Here is a 16,984-nt window from a genome sequence, read left to right as displayed (position 1 = left end):
GCGGATCAGGCCGCAGCTGGAGTGGAAGTGGGGGTCAAATAGCCGGAGAAGGCGGCCGACAGCAGCGCGTCCTGGCTCCAGGCGCCGCGCTCGAAGGTGTCGACGATGCTGCCGGCGCTCATGACGGCGATGCGGTCGCAGATCAGCATCAGTTCGCGCAAGTCGCTCGAGACGATGACGAGGCCCTTGCCCTGGCGCGCCTGTTCGGCCAGCACCTGATAAATATCAAACTTGGCGCCGATATCGATGCCGCGCGTGGGCTCGTCGAACAGCATGACGGGGCAGTCGCGGTACAGCCAGCGGGCGATCACCACCTTTTGCTGGTTACCGCCGGACAATTCGGCCACCGTTTGCGCGCTGTTGCGCGAGCGGATGCCCAGGCGCTGGATGTAGTCGTCGGCCACCGTCGCTTCGGCCGCGTCGTTGAGCCAGCCAGCGCCGCTGACGGTGTCGAGCGAGGCCAAAGTCGTGTTGACGGCGATGGACTGGCGCAACAGCAAGCCTTGGCCCTTGCGGTCTTCCGTGATCATGGCGATGCCCGCTTGCACGGCGGCCTGCGGCGAGTGCAAGGCGGCGGGCGTTTCGCTGTCGCCGAGGAACACGTCACCGGCGTCGGCGCGGTCGGCGCCGAAGATCAGGCGCAGCAATTCCGTGCGGCCCGAGCCGATCAAGCCGGCGATGCCGAGGATTTCGCCGGCGCGCAAGTCGAACGAGGTGGGGTTGACGACCTTGCCGCGCGCCAAGCCCCGCACGCGCAGCAGCGGTGCGCCGATGGTGCGGCCGCTCAGGTCGACGGCGTCGTCGGCCGAGCGGCCCACCATCAGGCTGACCAGGTCGGCTGCGGAGTGGCCCGCGATATCGTCGTCGCACACGAGCTGGCCGTCGCGCAGCACGGCGATGCGGTCGGCCACGCGCTTGAGTTCTTCCAGGCGGTGGGAAATATAGATGATGCACACGCCGTCGGCTTTCAGGCGTTCGATTTGCAGGAACAGCAATTCCACTTCGCGGTGCGTCAGCATGGCCGTCGGTTCATCGAGCACCAGCAGGCGGCAGGCGCCAATTAAATTGCGCGCGATCTCGATCATTTGCTGGTGACCGATGCCCAGTTCGCCGACCAAAGTCCACGGGTCGAGGCCGCCCAGGCCGACTTTGTCCATCTGTTCGCGCGCGTCGCGCTCAAGGCGCGTACGGTCGATGAAGCCGAAACGCTGCGGCAAATTCTTCAGGTACAGGTTTTCCGCGATCGACAGGGTGGGAATCAGGTTGAGTTCCTGCATCACCATGCGGATGCCCAGCGCCTCGGCGGCGCCGCGCGAGGCGGGCTGGTAGGGCTTGCCGTCGAGTAACATCGTGCCCGTGGTGGCTTGCTCCAGGCCGCAGATGATCTTCGACAAGGTGCTCTTGCCCGCGCCGTTCTCGCCCGTCAGCGCCAGCACCTGGCCAGGGGCGAAGCGCAGGCCCACGCCACCGAGGACGGGGCCGACATAGGACTTGCCGATGTTATCGAGCGTTAACAAGGGGATGGCGGCTGGCGCCGGTGGAATGTCGGTGGGCATGATAAAACTCCGCGGTAGTGGCGGCGGGGCCGGCGGCGCCTGCTCGGTGAGCAAGCGGGCGCCGGCCCCGGCGGGATCAAACGATCAGGACTTGGCGCCCTTGGCGACCAGTTCGACCTTGGTTTCGATGACGCCACCAAGCTCGGCCTGTTTCTTCTTCTGCGCCAGGGCTTTCAGCACGGTCTCGATGCCGAACACGGCTTGTTGCGAACCGAACTGGTCGGCGGTAGCCAGCACGCGGCCATCGGCCAGCATCGGCTTGATGGCGTTGATGTTGTCGTAGCCGACGACCAGCACTTTGCCCGTCTTGCCGGCCGCCTTGATGGCGGAAATGGCGCCGATGGCCATGTTGTCGTTACCGCACAGCAAAGCCTTGATATTCGGATTGGCGTTCAACATGGCGGCCGCCACCGTGTTGGCAGGGGCGATTTCCCACTGACCCGACTGCACGCTGACAACTTTCGCACCGGCTGCCGTCATGGCATCCTGGAAACCCAGGGTGCGCTGCTGCGCATTGTAGGTGGTGGACACGCCTTCGATGATGCCGACGGGGTCGCCCTTCTTGATTTGCTGCGCCAGGTAGTCGCCGACGACCTTGGCGCCCTTGCGGTTGTCCGGGCCGACGAACGGCACGGTGATGCCCTTCTCTTTCAGGGCGCCCGCGTCGAGCTTGTTGTCGATATTGACGACGATGATGCCCGCGTCGATGGCTTTCTTCAGCACCGGCACCAGCGCTTTCGAGTCGGCCGGCGCGATCACCAGCGCGTTGACGCGCGAGACGATCATTTGCTCGACCAGCTTGATCTGGCTCGACGTATCCGTTTCATCCTTGATGCCGTTCGACAGCAGGTCGTACTTGGCGGCATTCGCCTTCTGATGCGCCTTGGCGCCATTTTCCATGGTCAGGAAAAATTCGTTGGCGAGCGACTTCATCACCAGCGCCACCTTTGGTTTGGCAGGTGTCTGCGCCATCGCCGGCACGGCGGGCAAGGCACACACCAGGACAGCGGCGGCAATCATTTTCAGGCGAATACGGGATGTCATGAGCGTCTCCAGAGTTGTTGGTCAAGCACGTGTACTGCATGCTTTTTAGGAAATTCGTTGCGCGCAAACGTTTGCGCGAAGCGAATAGTGCCTCAATGCCCCATATCAGTGCAAGCAAAACTGTATGTGCGGTGCAGCAAAAAGGGCGCCGACAGGCGCCCTTTTTGGATAATTTTACAATTATGCATCTTGCTTAGGTATTGACAAGCGTTTCAAATTAATAGGTGGATTTTTAAAAAAAGCAATCGGAACTGCGACTCCATTTTGCCCTTCATTTGGACCCAAGGTAAAGCGAATGGTTTCCAAACTGAGTACTCCAACTTTTTCTTCATCAAGCACTAAACCATGCTTACTAAAGGCATCTTCTAAAATTTTGAGAGATTGCTTTGCATTTTCTTCATCGATATGCTTAGGTGTGTTATCAATAATTCCTCTTAACCAACTACGCAACATGTAAGACTCATCACTACTAATCCCGACAAAAATTAGTTCATCTGCACGCTCCCATTCAGAATCACTTCTCGCCTCGTCAATTCTACGCATCGCGGCTTCCTTTGCTCCAAGAATACTATATTGCCATTTAGGGAATGGCGGGCAGTAACCTGACGGAAGATGCACAATTGATGCCATCCATCTCCCTTTAGCTTTCTCTGAGATGCGGATCTTAAACCCATCTGCAGTTACTCCAACTATGGAGCCTTCTTCCTCCTGCCAATCTGATTGCATTGAGACCGAATTGACTCGTCGTCGTAACGCACGAACCAAATTCATCAGCACCTTCATTTCTCCCGATATGCGTGCTTGGCCATTTGATATCCGTTGAAGACCACGCAGAATAGTGCTGTCCTGACGATCATCACCCATATCAACCATAAGCTTCGCTAACGAAGTCTCCGTCTCACCAATTTGCTCCAATAAACTTCGAAACAGCACTGCCCCTTCTGAGTTCTGGGGTGAAGTGTCCATCAACATTTTTTGCTTCCTTCGCAAAAATTAGCCTAGAGAACCCTAGGAACAATCACAGAATAACAGGAGAAGTCATATTTGCCACTAAATTACAGACATTTTGACTTAATAAATAAGACTTTTTGACCAAATATTTAATTTGCAATAGATGGGAGACCTGAAAACACCCCAAAGCAAGCATCAAAAATGCATAGTGGCTATTGAGGGAACTGACGGGACGAGCTTAAATTTCCGGACGGGCGCTGGCCCACTGCACGGCCAGCACGCTGGCCAGCACCAGCAGCAGGCCCAGCATCGACCAACCCGTCATGGCCTGGCCCAGCAAGGCCCAGCCCAGCACGACGGCCATCAGGGGGCTGAGCAAGCCCAGCGAGGACACGGCCACGGGCGACAGGCGGGCGATGCCGCGGAACCACAAGGCATACGCCAGCAGGGCGCCGGCCAGGCACAGGTAGGCGTAGGCCAGCACTTGCTGCACGGACAGTGCCGGCAAGGGCGCGTCGGCCAGCCAGGCGACGGGCGCCAGCATCAGGCCGCCGAGCAGCAATTGCCAGCCCGTCAGCGCCAGCACGGGCAAGTCCGGCTTCCAGCGCCGCGTCAGATAGGTGCCGGCCGCCATGCAAGCCGTGCCGCCCAGCGCGGCGGCGATGCCGATGGGTTCCCACACCGTGCGCGGCGACAACAGCAAGACGCCCATGCCAGCCACGCCCAGCACGCTGGCGCCCAGGGCCAGGCGGGCCGGGCGGCGCCCTTCCACGCCCCAGGCGAGCCCCATCACCAGCAGCGGCTGGATGGCCCCCACCACGGCCGCCAAACCGCCCGGCAAGCGGTAGGCGGCGACGAACAGCAGGGCCTGGAAGACGCCGATATTCAGCGCGGACAGGATCAGCACGCGGCCCCAGTCGCGCCGCGCGGGCAGGCGCCGCATCAGCAGCAGCAACAGCAGACCGGCCGGCAGCACGCGGATCAGGGCCGCCGTGAAGGGACGGTGCGGCGGCAGCAGTTCGGACGTGACGATATACGTGGAACCCCAGATCAGGGGCGCCAGCGCCGTGAGCAGAATATCGCCCCAGGCGGGGCGGGCAAAGGAAGAGGCCATGAAACTATCTCGACATTAAGATAAAAGACCAGTGTGGGCGCGAACTATCTTGATGTCAAGATAAATACCTGCTTCCCCTGTCTGGCCGGCGGCGAAAAAAAACCCGGCATGGCCGGGCTTCTGGAATGCTGCAAGGCGGCAAGCTGCGCCGCCTGGACAGCTGCCTAATCGCGCATGCGGCGCAGGGTCGTCACCCGCATGCCGCCCATGCTGATCTGCGCCGTGCTGCCGTCGTCGCTGACGATAATGTCCATGGCCGTTTCGCCCGCGCCTTCCGGCGCGATCGTCACGGTATTGCCGTTGGTGGTGAAGGTGGCCTTGGTCGAAGTCCCGTTATTGATCACGCTGTCGCGTGTAAATTCCAGGACATTGCCCATCGCCGCCTGCCATTTCCCCACCGCCGGGTGGCCGCCAAAGCGGAACACGCTTTTCAGCTTGTCCAGCATGCCCGCGCCCTGCCCTGCCCGCGCTTTGCCCATCGCGCCGGTCATGGCCGCCTGGCTCATCTGCGCTTGGTCGATGACTTGCCACTGCTTGTCGACCAGCGCCAGCGGCAGCCGCACTTCCAGGTCGCCGTCCGGCAAGCGTTGCAGGATCAATGCGCGGTCCGGCGACTTGGCGAACCACGCCGCCTCATCGGTCAACGCCAGGGTGGCCTTGGCCATCGCCACTTGCTGTTCGCCCAGGTCGCGCACCTGATCGTAGCCGCTGACCTTGGCCACTTTCACGCCCTTGGCCACGCACAGCTTGTCGCCGCGCAAGGCCGCCTTGCCCGGCGCGGCCAGCGCGTAGACGAATTGCGATTGCGCAACCCAGCCGCCGCTGCTTTGTTCGACGGGTGCGCTGTACAGTCCGCTACGCACGAGGATATCCAGCCATTGCCGGGTAGAACTGTCGTACGACGCCACGCGGATCTCTTCCTTCTGGTACGGCAAGTTGGCAAGGCACAGCAACTTGTCGCGCACCGCCTCGTCGGCCGCCAGGTGGGCATCGATGGCACGGCTGAAACTGCTGGACGAGGCTGCCTCTGGCGCCAGCAACCACGCCAGCGCGCCACCGGCCACGACGACCACCGCCAGCACGCCGCCGGCAAGGAGGAGGTGGCGCCGCTGCACACCGGCCGGCTTGACGGGCGCGACGGGCGACGGCGCAGGTGCGGGCGACGGCGCGGCATTCACGGCCTTGCCGCATTCATCGCAAAAACGCGCGCCGGGGACATAAGCGGTGCCGCATTGGGTGCAGAAGTGTGCCATGGTATGCCTTACTTGAGTTTATGCGCGCATTCGCCGCAGAAGACATCATCGGATGCGACCGGTGCCTTGCAGCTTGGGCACTGCAGGCTGTCAACCGGCGCGGCGGTCGGTGCAGCGGGAGCGGCGGGCGCGGCGGGGGCGCTCGCCTGCTCGGCCAGGGCACGCGCGCGCTCGCGCGCTTCCTCGGCTTTTTTCTTGACCGTGGCCAGGCCGTCGTTCAGGCTCGCTTCCGAGGCGCTGAAATCGACATTGCGCGTGGCGTCCAGGTAAATGATGCACACGCCCTTGGTAAAGATCAGGCCAGGCACCACGGCCGCGGCCGCCATCAGCAAGCCGCCGCCCAGGCCGGCTGCGACGATGTAGCCGGAACCGGAGCCGCCGCGACCCAGTCCCGCAGCCAGCGCATACATATTCATCTCGCCCAGGCTGAGGATGCCGGCCGACATGCCCGTGGTGAGCGACACGCCGGTACCGAGCACGCCAAAGATCAGCAGGGCCACAAACGCGGTGATCAGGAACAGCAGCACTTCCAGCAAGATCACGGACACCAGCTTGGTGCGCACGATCTGGTTCAGGCGGGCAATGATCTGGAACACGCTGGCGCCCGACCAGGCGGCAGGGCCGGCCAGCGGCAGCATCACGTAGAACAGCGCAAACACCAGCACGCCCAGCACGATGGCCGACAGCGGGAAGACGACCGCGTACAGCACGGGGCCGAGCACGGGGATCTTGCAGACGAACAAGATGATGGCGATGGCGATCATGGCCGCCAGCACGATCAGAAATTCAAGGAAGACGACCGCGATCAGGCGATGGCTCGTGTACAGCGAAACGAGCACGGCATCCACCAGGCTCATGCCCGGCTGGCCTTGCGCATCGCGCATCAGCAGGATGCCCACGGCATTGGAACCGTAAAACATCACGAGGAAGGCCATCAAGGCGCCCAGAAAGGCCAGCAGCGCACTGCTCATGCCGCCGGCAAGCATCGTCAGCACGCCACCGACGAGCACGGCGCCGATGAAGGTCAGGGCCAGCAAGGCAATCGCGCGGAAGTTCCTGATGGCGTCGGTCGCTTCGATCAGCGAACCCACGGCGGAGGAAAAGGGAAGAGGTTTAGCTGCTTCGGTGGAAATGGTCATGTCTAGCCTGAAAGGGGGAAATCGGAAGGGGACGGCCTGCCTGGCCGCCCCGTGGTAACACGGTGTTAGTAGGCCTGCGCCAGTTGCAGCTCGGATGCCGGCGCCTGGCGCTGGACGATCTGCAGCTTGACGTCCTGGCCACCGACGCGCTTGCTATTCAGGTACAGGGCCGTGCGCACCGGGTAAATGCCCTGCGGCACGCCTTCCGGCATGGGAATCGAGAAGCCGCCCTTGTAGGCGCCGCTGCCGTTATTGCTGCTGACCACCTTGCGCACGGTTTTGATCAAGTCGCCATTTGGCTTGTACAGGCTCAATTCCTCTTCCACCAGCGGGTTCGGATCGCGCGTGCCGGCCGCCACTTCGATATACGAATTGGTCTGCGCCTTCTGGCCCGGACGCACGGAGGACGGCGTAAAGCCCGTCTCGTATTTCACCAGGGTCGACTGCTCGGGCAGCTTGCCCTTGTTGGCCACCTTGTAGTCGGTCTGCACCTGCTGCGCCGTCTTGACTTGCTGGCTTTGATAATTCAAGGCCACGCAAGCGAGCGCGCCCAGGCTGGCGCCCAGGGCCGCGCCGCGCACGGTATTGTTGCCACCGCCCAGCAAGCCGCCCACGACGGCGCCGATGCCGGCCAGCATGGCCGTATTGCATTCGCCGCTGGCCGCGTCCGTACCGGCGGTGGTGGTATTGCCGGTGGCGCCAGGGCCGCCCGGCGCGGCGCAACCGGCCAGCATCGAGGACACGACCAGCATCGCCACCAGGGGCTTGGCCATTTGTTTCAGGTTTTTCACGTTATTCTCCGGAAAGATCAAAATAGGGGGAAGGCAAGCAGCGCGGCTTACTCGATCTGGATTTGCGACAGCGCCTTGTCCTGCGCTTCTTTCGCCTTGCGCTTGATGTCGAGCGCGTAGCGGTTGCCCGTGTCCATGCGCAACACGGCATTCGCGTTGGCAATAGCACAGTCGTATTTGCGCTGGCTCATGCAGTGGCTCGCTTCCGACAGGCTGTCCGTGATCACGCTTTCGAGACCGGAAGGCTTGCTGACAGGCGCGGCCGGCGGCGTCACCTTGACAGGCTTGGCGGGTTTTTCCGCGACAGGTGCCGGTGCCGGTGCCGGCGCCGGTGCAAGAGCTGCCGCTGGCTCAGGCTCAGGCTCGGCAGCAGGTGTCGCGGCATGGTCGGCCGTCGTGGCGCCATCGAGCGCAGGGTCGCTGATGGCCAGCGGCTGCTCGGCGGCAGCCGTCGTGTCTTCGGCGGGAAGCGTCGGCGTGGGGACTGGCGCGGGTTCGGCAGGCTTGGCTGACAGGTAATAGTATCCGCCTGCCGCGCCCACTACCACTACCGCCGCGACGGCTGCGACGATCAGCTTGATCCGGCTGCCGCCGGCCGGGCTGCTGTCGGATGCCGCTGCGGGCACGCTGGCGGGTGCGGGAACAGGTTCCGCTGCGGAGCCAGGATCGGCACGGCGCTTTTCCAGCACTGGCGCTGGTGGCGCGACAGGCTCCGCCACTGGCGCTGGCGCTGGGGCAGGCTCAGGTTCTGGCTCAGGCACGGGTATGGATGCAATGACGGGCTCAGTGACGGGCTCGATAAGCGGCTCGATCACGGGGGCGATCGCAGCCTCGATGACCGGCTCGATGAGCGGCTCGATGCGCGGCTCGATGACCGCTTCCGGCAGCGGCGGCGGCACCGCTGCGGCAACGGGTGCCACGGCAAAGCTGAATGCGCACTTGGGGCAGAACTTGGCATCCGGCTTGCAATCATGGCCGCACTGGCCGCAGGCTTTGCCTGGCACGGGAGCGGCGGCGGCAGGAGCAACGGCAAACGTCGTGCCGCAGGAAGAGCAGAATTTTGCGCCCGGCTTATTCTCGGCCTGGCAGGAAAGGCATTTCAATTGGCATCTCTTTTCATCTAAACGCTGGAAGGCGCGTACGCTGGCGCTTGCCAGAATGGCAGCATTGTTGCCGTACGGCTAAATATTCAACGAGTATATTTTCAAACACCAAGTTGCCACAAGGGAAAATTGCCTTTTGCTCTATTCATTTTTTAAATATTGGTAAAAATTCCGCCATCACGGCCGTGCGCCGCCCCATGCTGGTGCGCAGATAACAAAAAACCCGGCAACGCTGTCTGCGTTGCCGGGTTTTCAGGCGATGCCCGGGGTGCCGAGGACCGCTTACTTGCGTCCGCCCCGTGCCGGTGCGGCATGGCCGCCCTTGGCTGGCGGCTTGCTGCCACGGCCCATCGGCACGGCGGCCGGCTTGGCCTTCGTCTTGATGGTCGACAAGATCGATGGACGCACCTTCGACTCGACGGCGGTCGCCTTCGGCGCGGCGGCCGTGCCGCCCAGGGCGATACGGTTCTTGCCCGGCGTAACCTTGAACTTGTCCGGCGTGCCGGCGCCATGCGTCTGGCGGCTGCGTTCGCCGGCGGCCAGGCCGCCCGACTCGGACGAGGTCCAGGCGGGAATCAAGTGCTTGTCGCCATTGCCGATCAAGTCGCCACGGCCCATGTTGACCAGCGCTTCGCGCAGGATCGGCCAGTTGGCCGGGTCCTGGTAGCGCAGGAACGCTTTATGGGTGCGGCGGATCTTGCCGCTGCGGGCCGTTTCCACCACTTCCGAATCGGCCGTCACCTTGCGCAAAGGATTCTTGCGCGTGTGATACATCGTCGTCGCCATGGCCATCGGCGTGGGCATGAAGGTTTGCACCTGATCCAATTTGAAATTGTTTTTCTTCAACCACAGGGCCAGGTTCAGCATGTCCGTGTCCGTCGTGCCCGGATGGGCGGCGATGAAGTACGGGATCAAATACTGCTTCTTGCCCGCTTCCAGGGAGAAACGGTCGAACATTTCCTTGAACTCGTCATACGCGCCGATGCCGGGCTTCATCATCTTCGACAAGGTGCCCTCTTCCGTGTGCTCGGGCGCGATTTTCAGCAAGCCACCGACGTGGTGCGTGACCAGTTCCTTCACGTACTCGGGCGAACGCACGGCCAGGTCGTAACGCAGGCCCGAGCTGATCAGCACTTTCTTGATGCCGGGAATGGCGCGCGCCTTGCGGTACAGGGAAATGAGCTTGCTGTGGTCCGTGCCCAGATTCACGCAGATGGACGGATACACGCAGGACAGGCGGCGGCACGACACTTCGATCTCTTTTTCCTTGCAGGCGAGGCGGTACATATTCGCCGTCGGACCACCCATATCGGAAATGGTACCCGTAAAGCCTTTGGTTTTATCGCGGATATGCTCGATTTCGCGCAGGATCGACGGTTCCGAACGGCTCTGGATGATGCGTCCTTCATGCTCCGTGATCGAGCAGAAGGTGCAGCCGCCGAAGCAGCCGCGCATGATGTTGACGGAAAAGCGGATCATTTCCCAGGCGGGGATATGCGCCTTGCCATAGCTCGGGTGCGGGGCGCGCGCGTAATTCATGTCGTACACGCCATCCATCTCGTCCATGGCCAGCGGCAGCGGCGGCGGGTTGAGCCACACGTCGCGTTCGCCGTGCGCCTGCACCATGGCGCGCGCATTGCCGGGATTCGATTCCAGGTGGAACACGCGCGACGCGTGCGCATACATGACGGGGTCATCCTTGACGACGTCGTAGGCGGGCAGGCGCACCACCGTCTTGTCGTGCTTTTCCTTGGCCATGGCCAGGCGTTCTTCGCGGCTCATGATGCGGATCGGCTTGGTGACTTCAGCCGACTTCGACGCATTTTCCGTGGCGCAGGCGGTCTTGTCTTCCTGCACCATCTCGTACGGGCTGTAGTGCGGGTCGATCTTGCCGGGCACGTCGACGCGGGTGGAATTGTGCACGCCCCAGTCGTCGCCAGGCAGCCAGCCGGACGGCACCATGAAGGCCGTGCCGCGCAAGTCGCGGATATCCTTGATCGATTCGCCGGCGGCCAGGCGGTGCGTCAGGTCGACCAGCGCCCGCTCGGCATTGCCGAAGATCAACAAATCAGCCTTGGAATCGGGCAAGACGGAACGGCGGACCTTGTCCGACCAGTAATCGTAATGGGCGATGCGGCGCAGCGACGCTTCGATGCTGCCGATGACGATGGGCACGTCGGAATACGCTTCGCGCGCGCGCTGGGCGTACACGGTGACGGCGCGGTCCGGGCGTTTATTTGGTTCGGCATTGGCCGTATAGGCGTCGTCGGAGCGGATCTTGCGGTCGGCCGTGTACTGGTTGACCATGGAATCCATGTTGCCAGCCGTAATGCCGTAGTACAAACGCGGCTTGCCGAGGATGCGGAAGGCGTCGGCCGACAGCCAGTCCGGCTGGCTGATGATGCCGACTCGGTAACCCTGCGCTTCGAGCAGGCGGCCGACCAGGGCCATGCCGAAACTCGGATGGTCGATGTAGGCGTCGCCCGTGACGAGGATGACGTCGCACTGGTCCCAGCCCAGCGTGTCCATCTCGGCACGCGACATCGGCAGGAAAGGCGCCACGGCAGCGCGGGCAGACCGCTTGGGAACGGTCGCAAATAAATTGGTAGGGGAGCTCATAGGGTACGGATTGTACCGGAATTGGCCATTTCCAACCTGACGGCCTGCTTTTTACTGTTGGATTTCAGTACAAAAAACGTTTATTTTTCAATTACTTGGGAGAAACGGGCCCTTGGGGTCAGACCCGCCGGGTCTGACCCCAGATGTTGCTTTAGGGTTAAATTAAATACCCATGTTGGCTAAAATCTCACCCAATTCGCGTAAGGCCGGCTCCAGTTTCGGATGCTTGACGGCAAACTTGGCCGACAATTCCTGGCTGCGCTCGGCCAGTCCATACGTGGTCGACTCTTCTTCCTGTTCCTGCGCGGCGCGCTTTTCCATCAGCAACTTGATGTCGACATCGAGTTTTTGCAGCAAACCATGCAGTTCTTCATCGACGGGGCCGCTGGTTTCCAGCGTCGAATGCAGTTGTTGCAGCGATTCCTTGAGTTTGCTATCCATGTTTTTTCCTGTCAGTCAGTAAATTGCGTGTCCAGGAACAATTGTTCCACCTTGCTTCTGGCCCACGGGGTCTTGCGCAAAAACTTCAGGCTCGACTTGATGCTGGGATCGCTGATGAAGCAATTGATATCGATATGCTTGGCCAGGCCGTCCCAGCCGTAGTGGGCGTGCAGGCGCGTTACGATACCTTCCAGGGTAATGCCATTCAAATCTTGCTGACTCATATACTCTTTCGACTGCCTTCTTGTTTACATCTTACTCAATTCTACGCCGCCGGCACGGAAAGCTTGCGTGCGCCATGTCAACGCAACGCAAGCTTCTGATGGGGACGTCTTACTTGGCGTTCAAGCCGCGGCGTTCCAGCAATGGTTCCACGGTGGCATCACGGCCGCGGAAGTCGCGGAACAGCTGCAGCGCATCGACGCTGCCGCCGCGCGACAGCAATTTGCTGCGGAACCAGTCGCCATTCTTGCGCGTCAAGCCGCCGTTTTCCTTGAACCAGTTGACCGATTCCGCATCCAGCTTTTCCGACCACAGGTAGGCGTAATACGCCGCCGAGTAGCCGCCGGAGAAACTGTGCGAGAAGTAGCTGGTGCGGTAGCGCGGCGGCACGGGCGCGTAATCGACGCCCGCATCCTTCAGCGATGCCGCTTCAAAGGCCAGCACATCGGTCGGGACCTGGCTCGGCGCCAGCTGGTGCCAGCGCTGATCCAGCAGGGCCGCCGACAGGTATTCCGTCGTCATGAAACCCTGGTTGAATTTCTTCGCCGCCGTCACCTTGTCGAGCAATTCCTGCGGCATGGCCGCGCCGCTCTGGTAGTGCTTGGCATAGTTTTGCAGCACTTCCGGCCACACGGCCCACATTTCATTGACTTGCGATGGATACTCGACGAAGTCGCTCGGCACGCTGGTGCCGGCAAAGCGCGGATATTTCACGTTCGAAAACATGCCGTGCAGCGCATGGCCGAATTCGTGGAACATGGTCGTCACTTCATCGAACGTCAACAAGGTCGGCTGGCCGGCGGGCGGCTTCGGAATGTTCAGCTGGTTGGCGACGACGGGATGCGTGCCCATCAGCATAGACTGCGACACGTATTCATTCATCCATGCACCGCCATGCTTGTTGCCGCGCGCATAGAAATCGGCGATGAACAGGGCCAGCGGCTTGCCGTTCGCGTCCAGCACGTCGTAGACGCGCACGTCCGGGTTGTACACCGGCAAGTCCTTGCGTTCTTTGAAGCTGATGCCGTACAACTTGTTCGCAGCAAAGAAGACGCCGTTGTTCAGCACGCTGTTCAATTCCAGGTACGGTTTCAGCTCGTTTTCATCGAAATTGAAACGCTGCTTGCGCAGCTTGTCCGTGTAGATGGCCCAGTCGGCTGCTGCTACCTGGAAACCGCCCTTCTCGGCATCGACGATTTGCTGCAGGTCGGCCGCTTCGCGGCGCGCATTGGCAACGGCCGGTTTCGCCAGTTCCGACAGCAGGGTGTTGACGGCCGTGGTCGTCTTGGCCGTCTGGTCTTCCAGCGAATACGCGGCGTAGTTGGCGTAACCGAGCAGGGTGGCCCGTTCGGCGCGCAGCTTGGCCAGCTTCAGCACGATGGCGCGGTTGTCGAACTCGCCGCCCTGGCTGCCGCGGTTCAGCGACGCATCCATCAGGCGCTGGCGCGTCTTGCGATCCGTCAATACCGCCAGCGGCGGCTGGCCGCTGGTGTTCACGAGAGCGATGACGAACTTGCCCGTCAAGCCGCGTTCCTTGGCTGCCGTGGCGGCCGTATCGATATCGCTGTCCGTCATGCCGGCCAGCTCAAGACGCGTGTCGACGACAATGCTCTTGGCATTCGTTTCCTTCAGCACGTTTTGCGCGAAGGCCGTTTCCAGGCCTGCCTGTTCGGCGTTATAGGCTTTCAGTTTTTCCTTGTCCGCATCGGACAGCTTGGCGCCGGCGCGCACGAAATCCGTGTGATAGCGTTCCAAGAGGCGCAGGGATTCGGCATCCAGGCCCAGCTTGTCGCGCTTGGCGTACAGGGTGTCGATGCGGTTAAACAGTTTCGGATTCAGGGTGATGGCGTCGCCATGCGCGGCCAGTTTCGGCGACACATCCACTTCCACCGCTTCGAGCACGCTGTTCGTGTTGGTCGACGTCATGTTGCTGAAGATGCTTTGCACGCGGTGCAGCAGCTGCCCCGTGCGCTCGAGGGCCACGATGGTGTTCTCGAACGTGGGCGCCTGGCGGTTGCTGGCGATCGCGTTGACTTCGGCCAACTGGCGTTTCATGCCTTCGGCAAACGCCGACGCGTAGTGTTCATCCTTGATCAGGCCGAACTGCGGCATCTGGAATGGCAGCGGACTCGCTTTCAGCAGGGGGTTCTGCGCGCTGACGGTGGCGGCAGGCGCGGTTTTTGCAGTGGCGGCAGCCATGGCGGATGGGGCGGCGTGGGCCAGCATGACGCTGGCGGCGATGACGAGCAGTTGTGGACGGATCATGACATCTTTCAGGAAGCGCGGGAAGAACCGCGATCGCGTCGCGGGCCAGTGGCAGATCATAGCAGCCTGTCACACAGGCGTCATCCAACATGGGCGATCCTGTGGTGCATCACGCCAACTGCGCGGTTTACCACGGTTTACGAGCAGAATCGCCAAATAAAAATGGCCGCCCGTTGCGGGGCGGCCATCGATGTTCAGCACCGGCCAGGCCGGTGACGGGGGATTACTTGGCGTTCAAGCCACGGCGTTCCAGCAGCGGCTCGATCTTCGCATCGCGGCCGCGGAAGTTGCGGTAGATGTCGAGCGCATCGGCGCTGCCGCCGCGCGACAGCAGTTTATTGCGGAACCAGTCGCCGTTCTTGCGCGTCAAGCCGCCGTTTTCCTTGAACCACTCGACCGTGTCGGCGTCGAGCTTTTCCGACCACAGATACGCGTAGTAGCCGGCCGAATAGCCGCCCGCGAACGCATGCGAGAAGTAGGTGGTGCGGTAGCGCGGCGGCGCCGGGGCGAAATCGACGCCCGCGTCGCTCAAGGCGGTTTTTTCAAACGCCAGCACGTCGGTGGGGATCTGTGCCGGGGTCAGCTGGTGCCAGCGCTGGTCCAGCAGGGCCGACGCCAGGTATTCCGTGGTTTTATAGCCCTGGTTGAAATTGTCGGCCGCCGTCACTTTCGCCAGCAGCTCGGCCGGGATGGCCGCGCCCGTCTGATAGTGCTTGGCGTAGTTTTGCAGCACTTCCGGCCACAGCGCCCACATTTCATTGACTTGCGACGGGTATTCGACGAAGTCGCGCGGCACGCTGGTGCCGGCAAAGCGCGGGTATTTCACGTTCGAGAACATGCCGTGCAGCGCATGGCCGAATTCGTGGAACATGGTGTTGACTTCGTCAAACGTCATCAGGGTCGGCTGGCCCGCTTCCGGCTTCGGAATGTTGAGGTTATTCGCGATGACCGGCTTGCGGTTCAGCAAGGTCGACTGGCCCACGTAGGCATTCGCCCAGGCGCCGCCGCGCTTGTTGCTGCGCGCGTAAGGGTCCAAGGTAAAGATGGCCAGTTGCGTGCCGTCTTCGTTGAAGACGTCGTACACCAGCATGTCGGACGTGTAGACGGGCAAGTCGGTGCGCTGCTTGAAGGTCAAGCCGTACAATTTACCTGCGGCAAAGAACACGCCCTTGGTCAGCACACTGTGCATTTCAAAGTACGGTTTGAGTTGATTTTCGTCAAAGTTATAGCGTTCGGCGCGGACCTTGTCGCTATAGAAGGCCCAGTCGGCGGCGCCTACCTTGAAGCCGCCTTTGCCTGCATCGATGACCTTCTGGATATCGTCCGCTTCACGGCGCGCATTGACGACGGCCGGCTTCGCCAGCTCGCCCAGCAAGGCGTTCACGGCGGTCGTGTCGTGCGCCGTCTGGTCTTCCAGCGAGTAGGCCGCGTAGTTCGGGTAGCCCATCAGCGCGGCACGTTCGGCGCGCAGTTTCGCCAGTTCCAGCACTTCCTGGGTGTTGTCGAACTCGCCGCCACGGCTGCCGCGCGCTTGCGAAGCGGCCATGATGCGTTCGCGCACGGCGCGATTGGTCAGCAGCGACAGCGGCGCCTGGCCCGTCGTGTTGACGAGGGCGATCACGTATTTACCGTCCAGGCCGCGCTTCTTGGCCAGGCCGGCGGCCACCTCGATGGCGGCCGGCGACAGGCCGTCCAGTTCTTCGCGCGTATCGACGACGACGGCCGAGGCGTTCAATTCTTTCAGCACGTTCTGTGCGAACTTGGTCGACAGGGCAGCCAGCTGGCCGTTGTAGGCGCGCAGCTTTTCCTTGTCCGCCGCCGACAGTTTGGCGCCGGCGCGCACGAAGTCCGTGTGATAGCGTTCCAGCAAGCGTTTCGATTCCGCATCCAGGCCCAGCTTGCCGCGCTTGGCGTACAGGGTGTCGATGCGCTTGAACAATTTGTCGTTGAGCATGATCGCGTCGCTGTGGGCCGCCATTTTCGGCGCCAGTTCGCGTTCCAGGCCCTGGATCGTGTCATTCGTGTTCGAACCGGACATGACGGAAAACACGGTGCGCACGCGGCTCAGCAGCTGGCCCGAGCGTTCCATGGCCACGATGGTGTTGTCGAAGGTGGCTGCTTTCGGGTTGTTCGCGATGGCATTGATTTCCGCCAGGTTGGCGGCCATGCCTGCCGTAAAGGCCGGCGCGTAGTCGGCGTCCTGCACCTTGTCGAACGGCGGGTAGTTGAATGGCAGGCTGCTGGCTTGCGCAAACGGGTTCGAAACGGGCAGCGCCGCGGCTGCGGTAGCGGCGGTGGCAGGCGCGGTGGTGGCGGCAAAAGCGGCTGGCGCCAGCATCAGGCTGGCGGCGATGACGAGCATTGTTGGACGGGTCATGTCTACTTTCAAGGAACGCAAGAGAGCCGCGATTGTGTCGCGGGCCAGCCTGAAATAATAACAGCCTGAAACACTTGCGTCACCAGCAACTACCGATGGTAGCGCGCCC

13 protein-coding genes and 1 pseudogene are annotated in these 16,984 nt (G+C 61.9%); all 14 read right to left on the bottom strand.

All coding sequences use genetic code 11. The features are described 5' to 3' along the window. Positions 1–5: 5 nt before the first annotated feature. A complete protein-coding gene (locus tag NCG91_RS24320; protein ID WP_251351562.1) occupies positions 6–1,556 on the bottom strand; it encodes a sugar ABC transporter ATP-binding protein in 1,551 nt (516 codons plus the stop codon). Positions 1,557–1,640: 84 nt separating this feature from the next. Beyond that, positions 1,641–2,600 (bottom strand): sugar ABC transporter substrate-binding protein, encoded by a 960-nt coding sequence (locus tag NCG91_RS24315; protein WP_369811642.1) that lies wholly within the window; start codon positions 2,598–2,600, stop codon positions 1,641–1,643. A 180-nt stretch (positions 2,601–2,780) separates the two neighbouring features. Beyond that, complete coding sequence (locus NCG91_RS24310; protein ID WP_251351561.1) at positions 2,781–3,572, bottom strand: hypothetical protein; 792 nt, start codon at positions 3,570–3,572, stop codon at positions 2,781–2,783. 217 nt (positions 3,573–3,789) lie between these two features. Further along, positions 3,790–4,665 carry an EamA family transporter gene (locus NCG91_RS24305; protein WP_251351560.1) on the bottom strand — a complete coding sequence of 292 codons (876 nt, stop codon included), beginning with the start codon at positions 4,663–4,665 and terminating at the stop codon, positions 3,790–3,792. Positions 4,666–4,829: 164 nt separating this feature from the next. Continuing rightward, positions 4,830–5,918 carry a zinc ribbon domain-containing protein gene (locus tag NCG91_RS24300; protein ID WP_251351559.1) on the bottom strand — a complete coding sequence of 363 codons (1,089 nt, stop codon included), beginning with the start codon at positions 5,916–5,918 and terminating at the stop codon, positions 4,830–4,832. Positions 5,919–5,926: 8 nt separating this feature from the next. Next, the gene (locus tag NCG91_RS24295; RefSeq protein WP_251351558.1) at positions 5,927–7,057 is read right to left on the bottom strand and encodes a zinc ribbon domain-containing protein; all 1,131 of its coding nucleotides are present in this window, start codon (positions 7,055–7,057) and stop codon (positions 5,927–5,929) included. A 65-nt stretch (positions 7,058–7,122) separates the two neighbouring features. After that, positions 7,123–7,848, bottom strand: coding sequence for a hypothetical protein (locus NCG91_RS24290; protein WP_143451410.1), 726 nt, complete (start codon positions 7,846–7,848; stop codon positions 7,123–7,125). 47 nt (positions 7,849–7,895) lie between these two features. After that, the gene (locus NCG91_RS24285; protein WP_251351557.1) at positions 7,896–8,567 is read right to left on the bottom strand and encodes a hypothetical protein; all 672 of its coding nucleotides are present in this window, start codon (positions 8,565–8,567) and stop codon (positions 7,896–7,898) included. A gap of 276 nt (positions 8,568–8,843) precedes the next feature. Continuing rightward, positions 8,844–8,951 (bottom strand): annotated as a pseudogene (locus NCG91_RS28130) (zinc-ribbon domain-containing protein); the annotation flags it as partial. Positions 8,952–9,233: 282 nt separating this feature from the next. Beyond that, positions 9,234–11,495 carry a YgiQ family radical SAM protein gene (locus NCG91_RS24275; RefSeq protein WP_251351572.1) on the bottom strand — a complete coding sequence of 754 codons (2,262 nt, stop codon included), beginning with the start codon at positions 11,493–11,495 and terminating at the stop codon, positions 9,234–9,236. 237 nt (positions 11,496–11,732) lie between these two features. Continuing rightward, on the bottom strand, positions 11,733–12,011 hold the full coding sequence (locus NCG91_RS24270; protein ID WP_034753883.1) for a DUF4404 family protein: 279 nt from the start codon (positions 12,009–12,011) through the stop codon (positions 11,733–11,735). Between the two features lie 11 nt (positions 12,012–12,022). Further along, positions 12,023–12,235, bottom strand: a complete 213-nt coding sequence (locus tag NCG91_RS24265; protein WP_070219603.1) for a VF530 family protein — start codon at positions 12,233–12,235, stop codon at positions 12,023–12,025. Between the two features lie 109 nt (positions 12,236–12,344). Continuing rightward, a complete protein-coding gene (locus NCG91_RS24260) occupies positions 12,345–14,498 on the bottom strand; it encodes a M3 family metallopeptidase (protein WP_251351555.1) in 2,154 nt (717 codons plus the stop codon). Positions 14,499–14,721: 223 nt separating this feature from the next. Continuing rightward, on the bottom strand, positions 14,722–16,875 hold the full coding sequence (locus NCG91_RS24255; RefSeq protein WP_251351554.1) for a M3 family metallopeptidase: 2,154 nt from the start codon (positions 16,873–16,875) through the stop codon (positions 14,722–14,724). Positions 16,876–16,984: the final 109 nt, after the last annotated feature.

The organism is Janthinobacterium kumbetense (assembly GCF_023703445.1).
GTDB classification, from domain to species: domain Bacteria; phylum Pseudomonadota; class Gammaproteobacteria; order Burkholderiales; family Burkholderiaceae_D; genus Janthinobacterium; species Janthinobacterium kumbetense.
This window is presented reverse-complemented; position numbering and strand designations above follow the sequence as displayed.

Coding starts and splice junctions, on each gene's coding strand:
- NCG91_RS24310 (WP_251351561.1), bottom strand. CDS start 3,572: ATGTTGATGGACACTTCACCCCAGAACTCAGAAGGGGCAGTGCTGTTT.
- NCG91_RS24320 (WP_251351562.1), bottom strand. CDS start 1,556: ATGCCCACCGACATTCCACCGGCGCCAGCCGCCATCCCCTTGTTAACG.
- NCG91_RS24265 (WP_070219603.1), bottom strand. CDS start 12,235: ATGAGTCAGCAAGATTTGAATGGCATTACCCTGGAAGGTATCGTAACG.
- NCG91_RS24295 (WP_251351558.1), bottom strand. CDS start 7,057: ATGACCATTTCCACCGAAGCAGCTAAACCTCTTCCCTTTTCCTCCGCC.
- NCG91_RS24275 (WP_251351572.1), bottom strand. CDS start 11,495: ATGTCGCGTGCCGAGATGGACACGCTGGGCTGGGACCAGTGCGACGTC.
- NCG91_RS24255 (WP_251351554.1), bottom strand. CDS start 16,875: ATGACCCGTCCAACAATGCTCGTCATCGCCGCCAGCCTGATGCTGGCG.
- NCG91_RS24270 (WP_034753883.1), bottom strand. CDS start 12,011: ATGGATAGCAAACTCAAGGAATCGCTGCAACAACTGCATTCGACGCTG.
- NCG91_RS24315 (WP_369811642.1), bottom strand. CDS start 2,600: ATGACATCCCGTATTCGCCTGAAAATGATTGCCGCCGCTGTCCTGGTG.
- NCG91_RS24300 (WP_251351559.1), bottom strand. CDS start 5,918: ATGGCACACTTCTGCACCCAATGCGGCACCGCTTATGTCCCCGGCGCG.
- NCG91_RS24305 (WP_251351560.1), bottom strand. CDS start 4,665: ATGGCCTCTTCCTTTGCCCGCCCCGCCTGGGGCGATATTCTGCTCACG.
- NCG91_RS24260 (WP_251351555.1), bottom strand. CDS start 14,498: ATGATCCGTCCACAACTGCTCGTCATCGCCGCCAGCGTCATGCTGGCC.